We start from the raw sequence: 18,572 nt of genomic DNA on the forward strand, positions 1-18,572 counted from the left end.
CGCTCCAGCGTGGGAATGCCGTTGTGGCCGCTCCAGCGGCCAAGGTTTCATGACGCTGGAGCGTCTGGATTTGCTCCTACGCTGGAGCGTGGGAGCCAGAGGCTGATTTGTGGGGATACTTCAGGGACAGACCACGTTTACTGCCAAATCAAATGCAAATATGGCCTAACATGGCACTCTAGCCGACGTGAGAAAGGCCATCGGTTTTGCTGCAAGCACTTTGTGCGCGTGGCTGAGCTTGGCTGTTGTTAGGCGCGGAACCGAGAAACATCCTTCTCAGAGGACAAAGAAATGGCTCAGTTAGTTGTTCGGCTGGAAAGCGAAGAAAAGGCTAAGTTGCTTTCCGAGTTTCTTTCGGCGTTAAACTTCGTTAGCTCAGTCGAGTTGACTGAAGATAGACTCATACCGCTGAAAACTGAAGAAGATTTTTTCTCCCTGGCCGGCTTGTGGAAAGGTAGAAATATAACCCAAGATTCCATCCGCAAGGATGCATGGAGAGAAACGCATCAATGATTCTCTGCGATACCAATACTAATTGAATTTTACAAAAATACACCAGATATCATTAGGGCATGAAAACCTCCCTTGAACACCTGCCTGAGCAAAAACAGCAGGAATTACAAAGAGCTATCGAGATCATTCGAGAAGAAATCGATCTCGATATGCTCATTTTATTTGGCAGCTATGCCCGTGGCGACTGGGTAGAAGACCTCGACCCGGAAACGCTTCTCTATCGCTATCAAAGTGACTTCGACCTTCTGGTTGTTACCGAAACACCTCGCCAAGCCAACAAAATCGAGCAAAACAATCAACTTGCCCAACGTTTGATCAAAACTATCCACCGAACGCCAATCAGCCTGATTGCCGAAGACATCCAGTTTGTAAATCGTCGTCTAAGGAAAAGTCAGTACTTTTATATTGACATCCTGCGAGAAGGAATACTTCTGTATGATTCAGGAAAATTTCAATTGGCGGAGCCAATTGAAATAACATCCAAAGAAAGAAAAAAATTAGCTGAAGAGGATTTTGAATATTGGTTCTCGAGCACTAAAGGGTTCCTGAAGGGTTTCCACTACTATTTACAAGAGCAGGAAAACAGCATAGCTGCATTCCAACTCCACCAAGTCACAGAGCGTCTATACGGTACTATCTTATTGGTATTTACTCGCTACAAGCCAAGTACTCATGATATAGAGAAATTGGGCCAAAGAGTCTCAAGCATAGAGCCAAGGTTCTTGTCTATATTTCCGCGTTCTACAGACGAAGAAAAAGAAAGGTTCAAGTTGCTTCGGAAAGCCTATGTGGATGCCCGCTATAAACCAAGTTATACAATCACGAAAGAAGAGCTTAATTGGCTTGCGGAGCGAGTACAAGAGTTACAGAATTTAACTGAAAAATTATGTAGGGAGAAAATAGCAAGTTATGAGTAGAAATCAAACAGTAAAGGGACCAGGCATCAATTGATAGGTCGTTTTTCACAGATCATTCGCCTAACATTTGGCTGCAAGCAGCCCAATGCCGTAATCTGGCTCCTCAGCAACGTTCAAGCTCAGTGCCGCGCGGTATTGGGCGCCTGAGCCAAGCCGTTAGCTGCTATAGACTTCTCACTTTAATCTTAAAGTAGATATCTAATGCTTAACCAAATCATACGCTAACACGCCAAATCCAGCCGACCCAATTTAGGTCGCCTGATTTGCAACGTTATGCCCTTATGAACAGGTTAAAAAATAGACAAGAGGTATTAGAGATGGCGTATAGTGATTTTACCCTAATTGAAATAAAGGAAAAGTTTCAGTTTGAAACTGAGGAAGAAACAAATATCTTTCCCATTGTCACGGAAGAAAAAATAAGCGGTACACTAAATGAAATTCTCAAAGAAAACATTCCGTTAGCTCTTGCGATACATACGGAAAAAGCACGATCCGAGATGATTGTTACACCCATTCTCATCGAGCTGAGAAAAATATTGAATCATCGAATCAGTCTGTTCTCGGGTGTAGAGTTCAACGTTGACAAGGAAAAAGGATTAAACGGTGTTTGCGATTACATCATTTCCCTTTCAAAAGAGCAGCTTTATATAAACTCTCCCGTTATTTCGGTTGTCGAAGCAAAAAACGATAATATTAAATCCGGACTAGCGCAGTGTGCCGCTGAAATGATAGCAGCCAGGATATTCAACGAAAAGAAAGGGAACCAGATTAATGCAATATACGGCATTGTCACAACTGGGAGCAACTGGAGATTTCTGAAACTGGATGATATATTATATATCGATGTCAAAGAATACTATTTAGAACAACTCGGTATAATAATGGGCATCCTTTTGCATATTGTCAATTCGGAGATAAGCGAATCGGGATCATAATAAATTTGTCTGAAGAAGTAAGAATTTTACAAATTGTCCATCGTAGATAAAAAACTGTTTAAGGATGCAATTTCTATTTTTACTAAATATGATTCTGCAGTATTGTCATTTACAGATTGCGTGAGTTTTGCTCTATGCAAAAATTTTGGTATTCATAGGACTTTTGCTTTTGACCAACATTTTACAATGGTGGGTATTTCATTATGCCTATGAGCCCGTAGGTTGGGGTGAGGAACGAACCCCAACGCCATAGTTTAGAAATGCCTACAATAATGGGGGAAAAGGGGCCAGGCTCAATTGATGGGTCGTTTTTCACAGATCATTCGCCTAACATTTGGCTGCAAGCGACCCAATGCCGCGGTCCGGCTCCTCAGCAAGTTTCAAACTTAGTGTCACGCGGCATTGGGCGCCTAGGAGTAAATAGTGCAAAAAGTACAAATCAGCGATGATGTAGCCTCACAGTTATACGAATTGGCGAAAATTGAGCATATTTCAGCTACAGAGCTTATAGAACAACTCGTGACGGCATATAAAGTGGAAATGGCGAAACGAAATGAATTGAAAGAATTCTTCACGCCTTATCAAAAGGATATGGCAGGTTTTAAATTTAGCCGAGAAGAAGCAAATGAGCGATAGTTTTATCGATATATTGGTTATTTCCCATGCATATCGTGGTGAAACCATTCGAATCGTCAGTGCCCGCCAGGCAACCAAACGGGAGCAGAATTTTTATGAATACGGAATATGATGACGAGCTGAACGACGAGCTTCGTGATGAATATGACTTTTCTCAGATGACAGGCGGAGTTCGCGGGAAATATGCCAAACAATATCACGAAGGGGTGAAGCTCATTATGCTTGAGCCTGATGTGGCAAAGATGTTTCCCGATGCAAAGTCGGTCAATGAAGCACTAAGAGCGTTGTCAAAGATTATCCAGCAATACCAAAAAGCCGCCTAACTTGGCGCTCCAGCCGACCGCCCGCCGCGTGGGATAGAAGTATCTGTAATTTCATGTACAGATTACATATGCCAGACCGATATATCGGAAGACATATATATGGGTAAGCTAGTTTTCAAAGAAGGGAAAAAGTATACATTCAGTGATTATTTTGATTTTAGTAATCCGACGGAAGAGATTGCTGAGGAAAAAGAATTGCCGGGTTCGCTTTATGGTGCAGTGAGCATAGGCGAGCTTTGGCGCTTTGGTATTTTGGATAGAAAGGGGAAGAGCATCCATAGAGATTTACATACTTATCGTGTACCGGAAGATATAGAAAAGGTCTTTTTGGCTATTCTCGGAATATTGCAAAAAGCCTAACATAACAAGTCGCTCAAGGTGGACCCAAGCGTTGCGGCGGCGCTCGGGCTCAAATCAAAATTTCGTGCGCGCAACGCTTGGTCCGTTTAGCGCGGCGATGAACAGGAGATTGGTAACATGCCCAAACGTCACAATTGGCAACTGAATCGAGAGATGGAGTATCCTTACGATGCCCCTCCCCCGGCAAAGCAAGTGGCCTATGTATTTGATATCAACAAATGTATAGATTGCCAAACCTGTACCATTGCCTGTAAAACCGGTTGGACCAGCGGTAAAGGGGAGGAGAGCATTTTCTGGAATAATGTCGAGACCAAGCCTTATGGCGGTTACCCGATGGCGTGGGATATGAAATTGTTGGAACGCCGAGGGCCTGCAAAATGGAAAGGTAAAGTCTTAAAAACCGATACCATTTTCGAAGGCAATCATCTACTGGACCCGCCGGATGGCCATCTTCCTGATACGATGGACTATTCGGCCCTCAACTTGGGTGAAGACGATGTTTCCAAGACCGTGGGCCAAGGTGAACATTTCGAGGATGCCCACCCCATGTGGATGTTTTATCTGGCCCGGATATGCAACCATTGTGATAACCCGGCTTGTCTCGCTGCCTGCCCGCGTCAGGCCATTTATAAACGCGATGAAGACGGTATTGTATTGATCGACCAGGAACGGTGTCGTGGCTATCAGGAATGCGTCAAGGCCTGTCCGTATAAAAAAACCTTCTTCAACATGATAAGTCGCACCAGCGAAAAGTGTATCGGTTGCTTCCCGCGAATTGAACAAGGTAAAGTGAGTTTATGCGTCGAATCCTGCATCGGAAAAATCCGTACGCACGGATATCTGACCACTCGAGGCGAACCACGTGAGGATAATCCACTGGATTACATCGTCAAGATACGCAAACTGGCCTTGCCACTCTATCCGCAATTCGGCACCGGTCCGAATGTCTACTATATTCCACCCATCCATGTGCCTGATGGATTCCTGGAACAGCTTTTCGGACCAGGTGTTGAAGCAGCGAAGACACTGTATCGTCAGCTGGCGGATGACAAAAAACTCTTAGGTGCATTACTCCTATTTGGTTCCACCGATCTCATCATTGAAAAATTCAAGGTCGAAGGTGATGAGGTGATTGGTTGGGATGGCAAAGGCAACGAAGTTAGTCGTGTACCCTTTACCGAACCGCATTATGTGCGTGATCATCACGATAAACGCTATGATGTCTACCGCCACAACACGACCTAAGATTTGTCCGCAAATGAACGCGAATAAACGCAAATATCAGCCAGTCCATATGAGGAAGAACATGATGAGGAATCAAAGTCCATTGGGTAAGATGGGCCTTATCTTGTTGTGCAGCCTGATTGCAGGCATGGCTTTTGCGCAACAGCCCTCCATTTCAGTCAGCAAAGTGGCTGGAGAGTTACCCACGGAGCCGTTTGCGCCGGCCTGGCAAAAAGCCCCGGCGCTGGACGTTGCTGTATTGCCACAGCAAATGACTCAGCCACGTTTGGAAGAGGCTTCCGTAACCGAACTCAGGGTTCAAGGACTGACTGATGGAAAATCGATCGCATGGCGACTCTCGTGGGCCGATGATTCGCCCAGTCAGAACGTGGATGTGAAGCGTTTTTCCGATGCGGTGGCGATAGAATTCCCACTGACCCCCACTGCCTCTCCCTTCATGGGCCAAAAAGGTGGCGGTAAAGTCCAGATTCTTTATTGGAAGGGCCTGTGGCAAAAAGACATGGACGAAGGTTTTCAGGATGTACAGGATGTCCATCCCAACGCCTGGTCGGATTTGTACTGGTTTGCGGAAGGAAAACCACCCCATAGGGTGCCGGAAGACTTTAAAGATCCGCGCTCACATCAATGGTTTATCGCGAAACAAGCCGGCAACCCCAGTGCTGCATTCGAGCGTAGTCAGCCGGCTCAGGAATTGGTGGCCGAAGGGTGGGGTTCATTGACACCACAACCGGAATCGGCTACCAGCGCCCTCGGCATTTGGAAAGAAGGTCGTTGGACAGTCGTTTTCTCTCGTCCGCTCACTACGGATGACGTCAACGACTATCAATTCAAACCCGGTGAAAAAGGTCAGCTTGCCTTTGCAGTCTGGCAAGGTGACGCGGATAATAGAGGTGGACGTAAGCATTGGTCTAATTGGACAGCTTATCAACTACCCTAGTACGTCATTTCAGCACATTCTGCATGATCCTGTTGTCGTGTCCCCATACGAGACGGGGCCGGCTCCTCCGAATTGTTTTTTGCCGCAAATGAACGCAAATCAACGCAAATAGGTCGAAATCGCTTCGCCCTCAGCGGCGGTTCACCATGCGTTTTTTGACCAATTGTGGGGCCTCACGCGAGACAGTGTAGGCCCAGAGGAGTTATTTTTTTACTGTCAATGGACGCCAATCAACGCTAACCATTTGCGTTCATTCGCGTTCATTTGCGGCAAATTCAAGTTTTGAACCGGATTGAAATTACGGAATTTAGCCATGGATACCCAAAATACTTCTTCACCTCAGCCTGTCCGGTGGTTCAATAAAATCCCTTCTTCCCCGGAACCTGTAGTGACAGAAAAAGACCGTCTCTCGTTGTTTGCACAAGCCGATTTGCTCCAGTTGATCATTCGACTGTTTAGCTTACCATCGACTGAAACGCAAACAATGCTGGAAAAGGAGGTTACCGATCTTCAGGGACTACTACAATGTTCTAATTTACCTGAGGCGGATCATCTTGCCGAGACTTTTCAACAAATTCGTCTCCAAGCTCAAACCTTGAGTTTGGAGGCTTGGGTGGAGGAATATCATCGTTTATTTGAAGGTAGTGTCGCGTGTCCTATCAACGAATCCGGTTTTATTCGACGCGACAAAGGCGCTATTTTATCCGATATTGTTGGTTTTTATCGGGCTTTCGGCTTTGACATTTCTCAAAAAACAGGTGAAAAAGCGGACCATTTGATAGGTGAACTTGAATTTGTCGTTATTCTATTAGTTATGTTAGCAATGACACCGGAACCGGAGGCAAAACGTATAACGCATGAAGCATTGAGTGCATTTAGTTTTGATCACCTAGGTGAATGGTTGGCCTCTTTTTGCAATTGCCTGACGCAAACTACTATTTTACCGATTTACCAGCAGTTGGCCCAATTACTTCAAAACACATGGTCCGGCATTGTGGCTACCAATCATTTACCCAGCCAGGAAAGAGATATGGAAACATTATCTGAGAAGGATGGAACCCCTTATGAATGTGGCATGGTAGATGACTGATCGCTGGTTACCGCCTGTACAGGATGGCTCCGTACCCAATATGCCCCCAACTGGTGCAACCGGTGGACATCAGGTCTTCGGCTCAAAGCAATAGCTTCAGCCCGCGTAGGATGTGGTGAACCGCCGGGCGCCGGACACGCCCGGCGGCGAACCGCATCTTTACAAATGGGTCAAGTTTTGTGTGCATTGCACAAAAAATTCACGCCTCGTGGGCTTAAGGCGAAGCCTCGCTAACCAATCGTACAGGATTAACCGGATTTTCAAGATTAACCGGATTTTTTGTTGTGAAGAGCGCTTGCTGGTTTGATAAGCGCGTGATCGGGCATAGGAAATTCAGGAACGACAAGAGTCTTGTCAATCCTGTGTAATCCTGTAAATCCTGTCCGATTGGGGTTTCGCCACGAAGCTCGCGTTGTGCACTCGTGGGCTTAAGGCGAAGCCTTGCTAGACCCTAAAGTATTGATTTCGGCTGGCTCCCCAGGCTTCAGCGTCGATTAAGCACCTCGGTAGACTAACAGTCAACGCCGATCAGCACAGAGGAGCTGAGTCCGCGGGAGCGGACACGACGGCGTTCCCACCTGTCTGCGTGCAGGGACGCACAGGCCGGCGCTGGAGCGTGGGAACGAGCGCGAAATTTATAGATTTTATGCTTTAAAATCAGTATCTTAATTTCTAGATAGCCTCTTAGGTACGGGTCAGGCTCCCTCCTCCGTCGGGACAAGCCTGGTCCTTTGCCCAACTACCCGACTTGGCGCCGGTGCCGGCGTCTTAACGCAACCTACTCCTGGGTCGCCCGCTGTGCCGTTGGCCCGCGCGGACTGATAGGTTGCGTTAGCCGCGTGAGAAGATGCCTGGGGGAGCAGGGCGCTCGAGCGCGGCGTAACGCAACACGTATCCCATGCCCGGAAAGAGACGATTGCGATGCGGTTCGCTACACTCGCTACCGGTCACCCTGCGTATGGGAGGAAACCATGGTCTTGTTCCGCCTGATCGGGAGGGGGTGCCCCTTCGCCGTCGGTCTCGGGCTGCTGTTGGTGACGGCTTGCGGCGATGAGGCCGCGCCGCCGAGCGAGCTCCCGGCAATGGCGTTGGACGACAGTCCCCTGGAGCACGCTGCCAAGCACTTGGACTCCAAATATGTCTGCCCGATGCACCCGCAGATTGTCAGGGATAGTCCCGGCACCTGTCCTATCTGCGGCATGGATCTGGTGGAGCGGTCCGTGGAGCCGGAGGTGGACGAGCATCCGCAGGTGGCCTTGAGCGACGCAGTAATCCGGAATATGGCGGTGCGCACCGAGCAGGTGGAGCGCGGGACCCTGTGGAAATCCGTGCGCACCCTGGGCCGGGTGGAGTATGACGAGACACGCCTGGCCCATGTCCACCCGCGGGCCGAGGGCTGGATCGAGGATCTGAATCTGCGCGCGGAGGGAGAGCCGGTGAAAAAGGGGCAAGCGCTGGCCCAGCTCTATGCGCCGGATATCCTGTCCGCTCAAGTGGATTTTCTGCTGGCCCTCGACCCCCGGCTACGGAGCACCGCCGCAGTCAAGGTAGACAAGGCACGCAACCTGCTGCGGCTGCTGGATGTGCCAGACCCGATCATCCGGGAGATCGAGCATACCAAGAAGACCAGGAACCGGATCCCGGTGCTGGCTCCCATCAACGGCATCGTGACCCGGATGATGGCCCGCGACGGCATGTATGTGACCAAGGACACGGAGATGTTCACCATCGCCGACTTGAGTCGGGTGTGGGTCCTGGTGGATGTCTTCGAGCACCAGATCGCCTGGCTGCGGCCCGGCCTCAAGGCCGAAATCGGGGTGCCGGCCCATCCGGGCAAGCAGTGGAAGGGGGTCGTGGATTATCTCTATCCCGACCTGGATCCCAAGACCCGGACCCTGCGCGTCCGTCTGGTCTTTCCCAATCCGGACCGTCTGCTGAAGCCGAATATGTTCGCCGAGGTCGTGATCCAGGGTGGCCCCAGGAAGAATGTACTCAAGCTACCAAGCGAGGCGCTCATCGTCACCGGCGAACGCGAGAGCGTGGTCCTGGCCTTGGGTGAAGGCCGGTTCCGGCCGGTGGATGTGGTGACCGGTATGCACCAAGGCGGCGAGGTGGAGATCCTCTCGGGCCTGCACGAGGGCGACGCGGTCGTGGTCTCCGGCCAGTTCCTGATCGACTCGGAATCCAGCCTGCAGGCGAGCTTTATGCGTATGTCTGAAGCGGGAAATGCGGAACAGACGCAGGAGAAAACGGTCACTGTACGGGAACTGGATTAACAACCTCAGGTCTTATCGAACCCGTCGTTCCAATGTCGGGACGCTCAGAGTTGGTTCCAGTGTTGTCATCATCCTGCTCACTGTTGCTCCCTCGTTTAGCTTTGTTTTTAAGCCATTCCGCAGTACTCCCTGAATTACTGCTTGGCCCGCCGGAACTTTCTACTCCTTCTTTGGCATTTGCCGCTGGATTCCAGCGTGGATCCAGACCTTTCCCCTGACTGCTGCGTTTGAGGGTTAGCGGATTATTCGTTTGTACACCTTTGCTGAGCTTTCCCTTGTGGTGTTTTCTTATATATTCTTCAATGGATTCTGGTGTCGGCGCGCCGCTACCGCTTCCATCAGCTGGATTAGGATTGCCTTCTCCACCGAACTCCCAAATCGAGTTTGTCCCGTCCGGATCAAATTGCCAGACGGTGAAGGTTCCATCTTCATTGTCGTAAAGCTCATAAACAGTTCCCGACTCCTCGTCGAGTAACTCACCTATCTTGGTGGCTGCGAAGGAGGGCTGTATCGAAGAAGCCACTAGAATGGCGATACAAGCCCACCGGTCAATAGCTCTCATCCTCATGGTTCTTCTCCGCGCGCATAGTTTCTCATTAGGTGTTTGGCCATTGATGTCGCAATATTCGCACTACTTGGATTTACATCCAAAACTCGGGTCTTAGGGGTGATGACCAAATCCATATCTTCCATTGGGATGGCACCAAGTTCGGATTTTCTGGGATTTTTCATTGCAACTTTTACATTGACTAGACCCATCTACCTTCCTCCTTACCCGCAATATCAAGCGAAATGAGGTGCTAGACGCCGTTTTCACATCCACGTCCGTCGAGACAGGCTGAGTCGATCGGCGCGGAGGTTTCCTCAGCGAGCGTTAAACATGGCGCTTCAGCCAAGCGGCCAGATCGCTTGTTGCGTGGAAATCCAAAAGGGCCTCGGCCAACGCGGCCAATCCGTCACGATCAAGCTGGCGGATCCGTTGGCTATCGTTTTCCGGGATTGGCCCAACTGCACGTCGGAGCAGGTGCAGAACTATCGCCAGCTTACCCTCTTCCCGACCTTCTTCCCGCACTGCGTCCAGGTCCGGGTAACCGCGCCGCTGCAGCAGGTTTCGCAGCGCGGTCTCGTGGGCCGCGTCGGGGTCGTACAGGGCTTCTACGGGCACCGGGTTGGCGAGGATCCCCGGCGCCTCCAGCTCCTGTCCGGGATACGCCAGGGAGGGGGAAGCGTGCGGTTCGTACACCTCGACCCGGCGCACTCCGGTCAGGCGCACGACCCAGACGTAACGCGTCCCCGCCTCGAGTAGGGTGCGGATCTTTGCCTGCAGGTCCGGTTCGTCCTGACCGACGTCGGCATACTCCACCGCCAGCGGCGGCGCACCGGATACCCAACCCGGCTCGTCCGGGACATTGCCCACGGCGATATCGGGAGCGCGCAGGTTTTTCTCGTCCGGCGTGAATCCGGTATCGAAGCCGGCCGCTGTCACGTCCGGATCGGTCTCCAGCGCCAATCCTCCGCTCAGATTTGCCTTGGCGTGCCGCCCGCCGCTAGGTAGACACTCGATGGGATGGCCGTCGTCGAGCTCGTAAGGATCACCGGAATGCAGCTGGTCCGCACGGAAGGGACCACCGGTGTGATATTGCCGCTTATTTAACATTTGGTCGAGTTCCCGGATTTCGGATTTCAGTACATCCTTGCCATTATAGGACGGCTGTGGGTTTTTCCTACTCCTAAACAAAGTGGGTGTCCTTTTTTAAACTTGTAGGACTCCTGGCTGAGAATATCGGGCTGAGGGAAATGCTAGCTTATAGGAGGAGGATCAGGTCAAACAAGATGGGTGTCCTTTTAACTATAATTTTCTTAGATTAGCCAAAGTAATCTCCTTTGAAGAAGAGTCCAATCCGTTAGTCCAGTTATACAAATCCATCTCAACGTATTTTATTATATGGGTTGGTATATGAAATTTATGATGAAGAGTGTGTACAGGAATTGATTTAGATATGCCGTTAGATAAATAATTCAATAATTTTATTTGATCGTAGTATCCACCAACCCCTAGTTTATCAGCTACCCAACCTTTGAGTCCTGATGTCGGCACTAAGAAGTGAACACCCTCTATAATTTCATTCAATTCATAACCAGGAGTTAAGCATTCATAAAGATTCCTATATAGATTATATGGACTCGTAGTAAAAAAATTATATTTATTTTTAAGGTTGAATAGTTTTTTAAGATATCTAGAACCATATGCGACTAAGTCGTTATCACTATCAAAGCCTAGGATTACAGCTTTGTATCTACATAAGTGTATTTCAGACTTATATAACTTCCCGTTTTGAAGAAACATATATTTGGTCTCAATCCAAACAATTTCCCCTCTCTCGAATGACATGTCTATCCTCCCTACTGAAATAGGCACCTTAGGAACGGTTCACTAACAAGTGAATCATATAGTTTTATGTGAAGCGAATGAAAATGTGGGTGGCTACTTGAGAATATGTCAGGTCCCGGATGATTACATAGGGAGTAAAATAGGGTCATTGTTGCGCACTAGAGAGGTTATGGAGTTGCTTGTAGCCCTGTCAATACCGGAGAACGCCCAATGAATATCTGCTTGCACGCGAATGCGACCACAACCCCGAAGACCCGCCATTACATTCAAACGTCCAATCAGTCCGTCACGCAATTGGCCGATGAGCTGGGGGTGAGTGAGGATACCATCCGCCGCTGGAAGGGCCGTGACGGGGTTGCTGACAGCTCCCACACGCCGCACCGCTTGCAGACCACCCTCACCCCGGCCCAGGAAACCGTAGTCGTGGAGCGGCGCAAGACATTGCTGCTGCCGCTCGATGATCTGTTGGTGGTCACCCGTGAGTTCATCCACTGCGAGGTCTCCCGCTCGGGCCTGGACCGCTGTCTGCGCCGCCACGGCGTTTCTAACCTCAAGGCGCTCATGCCCCAAGAGGAGGGCGCCAAACCGCCAGTCAAGTCCTTCAAGGACTACGCGCCAGGCTTTGTGCATGTCGATGTCAAGTACCTACCCCAGATGCCGGACCAAGACCAACGCACCTACCTGTTCGCGGCTATTGATCGGGCCACACGCTGGGTTTACGTGGAAATCCTCAAGGACAAGTCAGCAACCACCGCCGCTGCTTTCTTCAAGCGATTGATTGACAAAGCCCCGTTTAAGATCACCAGGGTGCTCACCGACAATGGCAAGGAGTTCACCGATCGCTTCTGTGCCACCGGCGAGCGCCAACCCACCGGCACCCATACCTTCGATCGGGTCTGTGCCGACAACCGCATCGCGCATCGCCTGACCAAGCCCCGCAGCCCTCAAACCAATGGCATGGTCGAACGCTTCAATGGCCGTATTGCTGACATCCTGCGCACCCACCGCTTCGACTCCGCCGCCTCCCTGCAGGCCACCCTCAAACGCTTCGTCTATCTGTATAATCACCACATCCCGCAGAAAAACCTGCACCACAAGACCCCACTCCAAACACTCCAACAATGGTACGCTCAGCAGCCCCAACTGTTCAAAAAAATTCATCGTAATCATCCGGGACCTGACATCTAATCCTTGCTTCTACTGTCTTCGTTTCCTGCAATTGCTTTTTAAGGCTCAGGTTTTCATCTTGAAGAAAAAGATTATCTTTCTCAAAATTCCCTGCCCTAATCGTCCAGTATAAGCCAAGAATGGGGATTAGTGTGCTTGCTGCTCCTACTAGGAGAGGGTTCCATTTCTCAAAAAACCTCAATAGAGATTTCATGTAGCGCTCTTTGTCGACAATTTTTGGGCATCGGTTCCCGTGAATGATAGCGCAAATTACGAATCACGCAAATCAACGCGAATGTTCTCGTAGATGCAAAAAATCCGATTCGCGCCGATTCGTGTGATTCGTAGTTAAAGGAGGTATCAGCGCAGCAGCTCCCGCACCGGTCGGAACGAGCGCCGGTGCAGCGCGCAGGGTCCGAGTTCGCGCAGGGCGGTCAGATGGGCTCGGGTCGGATAGCCCTTGTGACGGGCGAAGCCATAGCCGGGGAATTTGCTATCTAGCATCAGCATCTCGCGGTCGCGGGCGACCTTGGCCAGGATGGACGCGGCGCTGATGACGGCTACTGTGGCATCGCCCTTCACAACTGTCTCCACCGCACAGGCCAGCCGGGGAGGGCGGTTGCCGTCCACCAAGGCCCGCTGGGGGGTGATGCTTAAGTTTTCCACTGCACGCTGCATGGCGAGCAGGGATGCCTGCAGGATGTTGATGCGATCGATTTCTTCGACCGTGGCAAATTCCACGGCGAAGGCTAGGGCCTGGTTCCGGATTTCCTGGTCGAGTGATTCGCGCTGGTCCGGTGTGAGGCGCTTGGAATCGGCGAGGCCAAGGATCGGCCGCTCGGGGTCAAGGATCACGGCCGCGGCCGCTACCGGTCCCGCCAGAGGCCCACGTCCTGCTTCATCCACGCCCGCGACGAGGGATACCTCGCCGTTCACGATTTGTCCCCGCTGACCAGCTCCAGCACTGCGGCGGCGGCCTCACGACCGGCGTTGCGACGCAGCTGACCATGGACCTCATGGTATGCCGATTGTATCTCGCTTACCCGGTCTCTATTCCTGAGGAGGTCGAGCACGGCAGGTCCCAGCAAGTCCGCCCGACAACGGTCTTGAATGAATTCCGGTGCCAGCTCATGGCCTATCAGCAGATTGGCCATGGCAGCATAGGGGATCTTCACCAGGTTCAGGCCGGATAACAGGTGATAGGTCGTCGGGCTCATCCGATAGCCGACCACCATCGGACGGTTGATCAACAGGGCCTCCAGGGTCGCGGTTCCCGAGGCGGTGAGTACACAATCGGCGGCGGCGATCACGTCCCGGCCCTGGCCGTCTACCAGGGTAACCGGCAGGTCAGGGGCTTCGCGCCGCAGGACCTCCGTAAAGAGTGTGCGCAAGGTCGGCGTCACCAAGGGGACTGCGAAGCGGAGTCCGGAATGCCGTTTAAGACACCAGCGGGCGGTCTGCAGGAAGGGTTCCGCGAGTAGCTTCAGCTCGCTCACACGGCTGCCTGGGAGTAGGGCCAGGACTGGTCCCTGCGGCGGTATCCCGAGCCGGGTCCGTGCTGGCGCGGGATCGGCTTGCGGGGAGATTTCGTCCGCAAGCGGGTGGCCGATGTAACGGGCAGATACTCCGTGCCTGCGCAGGAGGTCTTCTTCGAATGGAAAGATACTCAGCAGCAGATCCACGGAACGGCGGATGGTCTTCACACGTCCGGCGCGCCAGGCCCAGATCGTCGGGCTGACCAGGTGGACGGTGCGGATGCCGGCCTTACGTAGACGCCGTTCGAGTCCCAGATTGAAGTCGGGCGCATCCACGCCGATGAAGACGTCGGGCCGCCAGGCGAGCAGGGATCTGGTCAACTCGCCGCGGATGCGTAGGAGCTCGCCGAGATGCCGCAGGACCTCTGTCAGTCCCATGACCGACAGCCGCTCCATGGGTATCAGGCTCTCACAGCCGGCGGCCTGCATCTGGGGTCCGGCCACCCCGACGAAACGTACGTCCGGCACCTGGGCCTTCAGCGCGCGCAGGACGGCGGCTCCCAGCCAATCACCCGAGGGTTCATTGGCGACGATACTTATCTTCATGCTGCTACCAGCTTCCAGCCACCAGTCGGCGGTGGCTATGTTTCCTCCGCCCCCAGGGATGAATCGGGCACCCGAATTTTCGAACCGCAAAGGTAAAGCTTCAATGAGACCATGGCTCCTGACCGCGGAGTAGCCCAGGTCTGATTGAGTATAGGAAAAATAATGGCTGTACTGGAAGGGAGGGAATTGTAACTTTACCCCACTACCCGATAGTTTTCGTCCCAGTCGTTCAAATACGGTCGTTGGCGATGAAAGGCGGGGTGTTTGTGATCTTTATAATTGTGTAGAACTCGTGTTGGTAACGATGGATGTCGTAATCATATTCAGCAGTCAACTTACTCGTTTCGCCATCGACACGTTCGAGTGTGAATTGAAGGCTTTCCTCACTTCGGTAGTGGTCGATTTCAATCCCTGCTTTCGACCCACAGAAGGTGCCGAGATCAAAATGCTTCTCGTCGCCCGACTCTCCGTTTCCCGACACTATAACGACGGACAATGTACCAGCAACCTCCTTGTCACAGCGCAGATAGATTGTCAAAGTTGGCCCCGATGAGAACCACCCGAATCCAACAACGAGAATAGCGAGCAGCGAAAGTGCGGCAAGTGCTGCCGAAATGACACTACGGCGGCTCACTTCACCACCTCTTTTACATAGGCAACTTCATCCGTATGGCCCTGTTTCAGCAGCTCGGCCTCTACGGGTGCCCAATGTATCCTCTCATTTTCTTTGAGGGTCATTTGCACGGCCACGACCATTTTATACATACCATGGTAAAGGGCTACGGCAAAGCGTGCGGTATCCTTAGGCGAGCGACCGGTCTTGGTCGCGCGGGCAATGAGGATCGCAAGGTAGGCTGTGACGACAAAGTTCTCCAAAGAGAGATGTGGCCAGATACGTGCGTACAATTCTGGAACCTTGACCTTATAGGATTTAAGATCGAGATCCATCCTAGTGACGCCCGGGTATTTTCTTAATAGTTTAGCAAGAAATACTTGGGTCACACAGGTTTCCAGCGTAGTCTTGAAGTATCGCGGGCTCTTTACATCCGTATAGGCCGATTGTCCGAGTTGCCCCCTGCCCACTGTGGAACCGTCAAACCCGAAGCTTGCATACCAGGCAAGGCGCTTCCCCTCAGCAGCATAAATACGGGTAACGAGTCCCGGAGTCAGTTGAGACTGGATGTTCGGCTGATTCAGGCGCGTGCCCTTGACGAGGTTGACGACATAATCAGGCGTGTACGTCACTGGTTGGAATTGAGTGTACGTCGCAAGCCGCTTCATGGCAGCCGCATCGCGGGCTGAATAGAATCCGGATGTTAGCGCTTCGTAAAGGCGGAGGACGCCCTCTGTATTGAGACTTTTCAACTCTGCTGTTTTCGCTTGGTTTATAATATTTTGTGCCTCATTGTCCTTTTGTATCCGTGGAACGGAAGCAAGTCTTTTCTTGATAATGGTGGTATTCAAGGCCATTGGTATTATCCTCCATTCAACCACTATGGGTTGAAAGTTCATAGTCCGGAGTGCGGCTAAAGTGTACTGAAAGCATCGGACATAAAGTCAGCCTGAAGTGACTGAAAATCGGATTGGCCGGGTGCCGCAGGTGGGTAATTACCTACTGCCACTTGGCCGGCTGAGCCTACCATTACTGCTTCCTCAACGCACAATACTACGAGATCTGTCGGCCACGAAATCCGCAAGCTGGTCCACTCGGGCATTGCCCAGCGCACGCATCGCCGCTATGGCGTCTTCCAGCTTGCGGTCGGATAGATAGAGGATCCGGTAGGCGTTCTTGAGCTGCTGTATGGTTGCGGCGTCGATCTCCCGTCGCCGCAGCCCTTCGGTGTTGATACCACGGGGCTGGGCCGGATGGCCACCGATGATCACATAGGGCGGGACATCTTTGGTGACGACCGAGCCCATGGCACAAAAGCAATGGGTCCCGATCCGGCAGAATTGGTGGACGATGGTGAAGCCCCCGAGGATGGCCCGGTCCTGCACCTTGACGTGACCGGCCAGGGAGGCGGCGTTGGCCATGATCACATGGTTGCCGATCCGACAATCGTGGGCCACATGGCTGTAGGCCATGAAGAGGTTATGGTTGCCGATACGGGTTATCCCTGCATCCTGCACGGTGCCTCGGTGCAAGGTCGTATACTCACGGATTAGGTTGCCGTCGCCGATCGTAAGGAAGGTCTCCTCACCGCCGTACTTGGTGTCCTGGGGATCTTCGCCCACCGAGGCGAACTGAAAAATCCGATTGTCGGCCCCGATGCGCGTGGGTCCGCGGATCACCACATGGGGGCCGATGCTGCTGCGGGCCCCCACCTGTACCCGCGGACCGATAATGCTATAGGGACCGACTGTGACATCGGAATCCAGCTCAGCAGCTGCATCGATGACTGCGGTGGGATGGATCGCGGTCAAAAGTCCCGCGCCGTACACATGATGTCAGCGGTAGCGGCCATCTCGCCATCCACATGGGCCTTGCCGCTGAAGCGCCAGATCCCTTGGCGTACTTTGTTGAGGTGCACTTCGAGGGTCAGCCGGTCGCCGGGCTCCACCGTGCGTTTAAAGCGCGCCTTGTCGATCCCTACGAAGTAATACAGGGCCTTCTCTCCCACCTCGTCCGGACGCGACTTCATGGCGAGCAGACCGGTAGCCTGGGCCAGGGCCTCGATGATCAGGACCCCCGGCATGACCGGTCGCGTGGGGAAATGACCGGCGAAAAAGGGCTCGTTGCAGGTCACGTTTTTAAACGCAATCAGATATTGATTCGCCTCGTAGTCGACCACGCGGTCGATCAACAGAAAAGGATAGCGGTGCGGCAACAGGCTCAACACCTTATGGATATCCATTGTGCTCAATGCTACCTCCGACGTTCCGGGGAACCGGCTGCTGTCCATGGATCGGCAGCTGCCGATCCCGATTTTATTCGGGCTCCTGTTGCAGCTCGGTGTTGGTTTGATCTAATTTTTCTTCCAAGTCCTTCAGTCGTCGGGCAAATTCATCGAGGTGCCGGAATCTGGCTATGCTGCGCTGCCACTGGGCACTCGGCATGGCCGGAATTCCGCTGCTGTAGCGTCCGGGCTCGGTGAAAGAGCGTGTAACCATAGCCATCCCGGTGAAGTGGACATCGTCCCCGATCGTCAGGTGCCCCGCCATACCGACGGCCCCGGCGATGGTGCAATTGCGCCCGATCTTGGTAGAGCCGGAGATCCCGGAGCAGGCCGCCAGCGCGGTATTTTCGCCGATATGGCAGTTGTGTCCGATTTGGATGAGGTTATCCAGCTTCGCCCCGTCGGCGATCAGCGTATCCTCCAGGGCCCCCCGGTCAACCGTGGTATTGGCCCCGATCTCCACGTCATCACCGAGCCGCACCCCCCCCAGCTGGGGGATGCGCACCCAGCATTCGCCGTCCTTCGCGAAACCGAAGCCCTCGCGCCCGATGACCGCACCCGGCTGTATCAACACCCGCTTCCCGACGCGTGTCCCCGCGCATAAGGTGACCCGCGCGACTAACCGACTATCCTCGTCGATACGGCATCCGGAACCCACGATACTGCCCGGTCCCACAAAGACCCGCGGTCCGATTTCAGCGCTCGTCTCCACCACGGCCATGGCGCCGATCCAAGCGGACGGATCGACCTGGGCACTTTGGGCCACCACCGCGCTCGGATGGCGCCCGCCGGTTACGGCGGGG

The 18,572-nt window shown here is 52.5% G+C and carries 22 protein-coding genes; 11 read left to right on the top strand and 11 right to left on the bottom strand.

Annotation, left to right across the window (positions count from 1 at the left end):
• Positions 1-291 precede the first annotated feature (291 nt).
• The 10 genes from BQ17_RS16750 (at position 292) to BQ17_RS16800 (ending at position 9,232) form a co-directional block, all read left to right on the top strand.
• Positions 292-513, top strand: coding sequence for a hypothetical protein (locus BQ17_RS16750; RefSeq protein WP_089729008.1), 222 nt, complete (start codon positions 292-294; stop codon positions 511-513).
• A gap of 59 nt (positions 514-572) precedes the next feature.
• Positions 573-1,430, top strand: coding sequence for a HEPN domain-containing protein (locus BQ17_RS16755; RefSeq protein ID WP_089729010.1), 858 nt, complete (start codon positions 573-575; stop codon positions 1,428-1,430).
• Between the two features lie 281 nt (positions 1,431-1,711).
• Positions 1,712-2,365 (top strand): hypothetical protein, encoded by a 654-nt coding sequence (locus BQ17_RS16760; RefSeq protein ID WP_218068325.1) that lies wholly within the window; start codon positions 1,712-1,714, stop codon positions 2,363-2,365.
• 423 nt (positions 2,366-2,788) lie between these two features.
• Positions 2,789-3,001 (top strand): hypothetical protein, encoded by a 213-nt coding sequence (locus tag BQ17_RS16765; protein ID WP_089729014.1) that lies wholly within the window; start codon positions 2,789-2,791, stop codon positions 2,999-3,001.
• Positions 3,002-3,096: 95 nt separating this feature from the next.
• Positions 3,097-3,324, top strand: coding sequence for a hypothetical protein (locus BQ17_RS16775; protein ID WP_089729020.1), 228 nt, complete (start codon positions 3,097-3,099; stop codon positions 3,322-3,324).
• A gap of 99 nt (positions 3,325-3,423) precedes the next feature.
• Positions 3,424-3,684, top strand: a complete 261-nt coding sequence (locus BQ17_RS16780; protein WP_089729023.1) for a hypothetical protein — start codon at positions 3,424-3,426, stop codon at positions 3,682-3,684.
• 117 nt (positions 3,685-3,801) lie between these two features.
• Complete coding sequence (locus BQ17_RS16785; RefSeq protein ID WP_089729025.1) at positions 3,802-4,929, top strand: 4Fe-4S dicluster domain-containing protein; 1,128 nt, start codon at positions 3,802-3,804, stop codon at positions 4,927-4,929.
• A gap of 13 nt (positions 4,930-4,942) precedes the next feature.
• Positions 4,943-5,866 carry an ethylbenzene dehydrogenase-related protein gene (locus tag BQ17_RS16790; protein ID WP_176722488.1) on the top strand — a complete coding sequence of 308 codons (924 nt, stop codon included), beginning with the start codon at positions 4,943-4,945 and terminating at the stop codon, positions 5,864-5,866.
• Positions 5,867-6,179: 313 nt separating this feature from the next.
• A complete protein-coding gene (locus BQ17_RS16795) occupies positions 6,180-6,956 on the top strand; it encodes a TorD/DmsD family molecular chaperone (RefSeq protein WP_218068326.1) in 777 nt (258 codons plus the stop codon).
• 971 nt (positions 6,957-7,927) lie between these two features.
• Positions 7,928-9,232: an efflux RND transporter periplasmic adaptor subunit gene (locus BQ17_RS16800; protein ID WP_089729029.1), complete on the top strand. Its 1,305-nt coding sequence runs from the start codon at positions 7,928-7,930 to the stop codon at positions 9,230-9,232.
• On the opposite strand, the gene BQ17_RS21035 is transcribed toward BQ17_RS16800, so the two are convergent.
• The 4 genes from BQ17_RS21035 to BQ17_RS21040 form a co-directional block, all read right to left on the bottom strand.
• On the bottom strand, positions 9,210-9,794 hold the full coding sequence (locus tag BQ17_RS21035; protein WP_141699338.1) for a hypothetical protein: 585 nt from the start codon (positions 9,792-9,794) through the stop codon (positions 9,210-9,212). The two genes, BQ17_RS16800 and BQ17_RS21035, sit on opposite strands and share 23 nt — an antisense overlap.
• Positions 9,795-9,796: 2 nt before the next feature.
• A complete protein-coding gene (locus BQ17_RS16805; RefSeq protein WP_089729031.1) occupies positions 9,797-9,991 on the bottom strand; it encodes a hypothetical protein in 195 nt (64 codons plus the stop codon).
• Between the two features lie 115 nt (positions 9,992-10,106).
• Positions 10,107-10,889 carry a DUF4351 domain-containing protein gene (locus BQ17_RS16810; RefSeq protein WP_089729032.1) on the bottom strand — a complete coding sequence of 261 codons (783 nt, stop codon included), beginning with the start codon at positions 10,887-10,889 and terminating at the stop codon, positions 10,107-10,109.
• 192 nt (positions 10,890-11,081) lie between these two features.
• On the bottom strand, positions 11,082-11,624 hold the full coding sequence (locus BQ17_RS21040; RefSeq protein WP_141699339.1) for a hypothetical protein: 543 nt from the start codon (positions 11,622-11,624) through the stop codon (positions 11,082-11,084).
• A gap of 210 nt (positions 11,625-11,834) precedes the next feature.
• Here BQ17_RS21040 and BQ17_RS16815 point away from each other — a divergent pair, with 210 nt between their 5' ends.
• Complete coding sequence (locus BQ17_RS16815; RefSeq protein WP_089729034.1) at positions 11,835-12,812, top strand: IS481 family transposase; 978 nt, start codon at positions 11,835-11,837, stop codon at positions 12,810-12,812.
• A 339-nt stretch (positions 12,813-13,151) separates the two neighbouring features.
• On the opposite strand, the gene rnhB is transcribed toward BQ17_RS16815, so the two are convergent.
• The 7 genes from rnhB to lpxD all read right to left on the bottom strand — a co-directional run.
• Positions 13,152-13,727: a ribonuclease HII gene (rnhB, locus tag BQ17_RS16820; protein ID WP_256091651.1), complete on the bottom strand. Its 576-nt coding sequence runs from the start codon at positions 13,725-13,727 to the stop codon at positions 13,152-13,154.
• Positions 13,724-14,872 (bottom strand): lipid-A-disaccharide synthase, encoded by a 1,149-nt coding sequence (lpxB, locus tag BQ17_RS16825; RefSeq protein WP_089729038.1) that lies wholly within the window; start codon positions 14,870-14,872, stop codon positions 13,724-13,726. Before lpxB ends, rnhB begins: the two co-directional genes overlap by 4 nt.
• 229 nt (positions 14,873-15,101) lie before the next feature.
• Complete coding sequence (locus BQ17_RS16830) at positions 15,102-15,506, bottom strand: hypothetical protein (protein ID WP_089729040.1); 405 nt, start codon at positions 15,504-15,506, stop codon at positions 15,102-15,104.
• Positions 15,503-16,342 carry a hypothetical protein gene (locus BQ17_RS16835; protein ID WP_089729042.1) on the bottom strand — a complete coding sequence of 280 codons (840 nt, stop codon included), beginning with the start codon at positions 16,340-16,342 and terminating at the stop codon, positions 15,503-15,505. Before BQ17_RS16835 ends, BQ17_RS16830 begins: the two co-directional genes overlap by 4 nt.
• Positions 16,343-16,525: 183 nt before the next feature.
• On the bottom strand, positions 16,526-17,296 hold the full coding sequence (gene lpxA / locus BQ17_RS16840) for an acyl-ACP--UDP-N-acetylglucosamine O-acyltransferase (RefSeq protein WP_256091652.1): 771 nt from the start codon (positions 17,294-17,296) through the stop codon (positions 16,526-16,528).
• Complete coding sequence (gene fabZ / locus BQ17_RS16845; RefSeq protein ID WP_256091653.1) at positions 17,293-17,727, bottom strand: 3-hydroxyacyl-ACP dehydratase FabZ; 435 nt, start codon at positions 17,725-17,727, stop codon at positions 17,293-17,295. Before fabZ ends, lpxA begins: the two co-directional genes overlap by 4 nt.
• Positions 17,728-17,800: 73 nt before the next feature.
• Positions 17,801-18,572: UDP-3-O-(3-hydroxymyristoyl)glucosamine N-acyltransferase (lpxD, locus tag BQ17_RS16850; RefSeq protein WP_089729049.1), on the bottom strand; the 772-nt coding region annotated here is incomplete at its 5' end.

It is taken from the genome of Candidatus Thiosymbion oneisti (assembly GCF_900092655.1).
Taxonomy (GTDB): Bacteria; Pseudomonadota; Gammaproteobacteria; order Chromatiales; family Chromatiaceae; genus Thiosymbion; species Thiosymbion oneisti.

Coding starts and splice junctions, on each gene's coding strand:
- BQ17_RS16750 (WP_089729008.1), top strand. CDS start 292: ATGGCTCAGTTAGTTGTTCGGCTGGAAAGCGAAGAAAAGGCTAAGTTG.
- BQ17_RS16755 (WP_089729010.1), top strand. CDS start 573: ATGAAAACCTCCCTTGAACACCTGCCTGAGCAAAAACAGCAGGAATTA.
- BQ17_RS16760 (WP_218068325.1), top strand. CDS start 1,712: ATGAACAGGTTAAAAAATAGACAAGAGGTATTAGAGATGGCGTATAGT.
- BQ17_RS16775 (WP_089729020.1), top strand. CDS start 3,097: ATGAATACGGAATATGATGACGAGCTGAACGACGAGCTTCGTGATGAA.
- BQ17_RS16780 (WP_089729023.1), top strand. CDS start 3,424: ATGGGTAAGCTAGTTTTCAAAGAAGGGAAAAAGTATACATTCAGTGAT.
- BQ17_RS16785 (WP_089729025.1), top strand. CDS start 3,802: ATGCCCAAACGTCACAATTGGCAACTGAATCGAGAGATGGAGTATCCT.
- BQ17_RS16790 (WP_176722488.1), top strand. CDS start 4,943: ATGAACGCGAATAAACGCAAATATCAGCCAGTCCATATGAGGAAGAAC.
- BQ17_RS16795 (WP_218068326.1), top strand. CDS start 6,180: ATGGATACCCAAAATACTTCTTCACCTCAGCCTGTCCGGTGGTTCAAT.
- BQ17_RS16800 (WP_089729029.1), top strand. CDS start 7,928: ATGGTCTTGTTCCGCCTGATCGGGAGGGGGTGCCCCTTCGCCGTCGGT.
- BQ17_RS21035 (WP_141699338.1), bottom strand. CDS start 9,794: ATGAGAGCTATTGACCGGTGGGCTTGTATCGCCATTCTAGTGGCTTCT.
- BQ17_RS16805 (WP_089729031.1), bottom strand. CDS start 9,991: ATGGGTCTAGTCAATGTAAAAGTTGCAATGAAAAATCCCAGAAAATCC.
- BQ17_RS16810 (WP_089729032.1), bottom strand. CDS start 10,889: ATGTTAAATAAGCGGCAATATCACACCGGTGGTCCCTTCCGTGCGGAC.
- BQ17_RS21040 (WP_141699339.1), bottom strand. CDS start 11,624: ATGTCATTCGAGAGAGGGGAAATTGTTTGGATTGAGACCAAATATATG.
- BQ17_RS16815 (WP_089729034.1), top strand. CDS start 11,835: ATGAATATCTGCTTGCACGCGAATGCGACCACAACCCCGAAGACCCGC.
- lpxB (WP_089729038.1), bottom strand. CDS start 14,872: ATGAAGATAAGTATCGTCGCCAATGAACCCTCGGGTGATTGGCTGGGA.
- BQ17_RS16835 (WP_089729042.1), bottom strand. CDS start 16,342: ATGGCCTTGAATACCACCATTATCAAGAAAAGACTTGCTTCCGTTCCA.
- fabZ (WP_256091653.1), bottom strand. CDS start 17,727: ATGGATATCCATAAGGTGTTGAGCCTGTTGCCGCACCGCTATCCTTTT.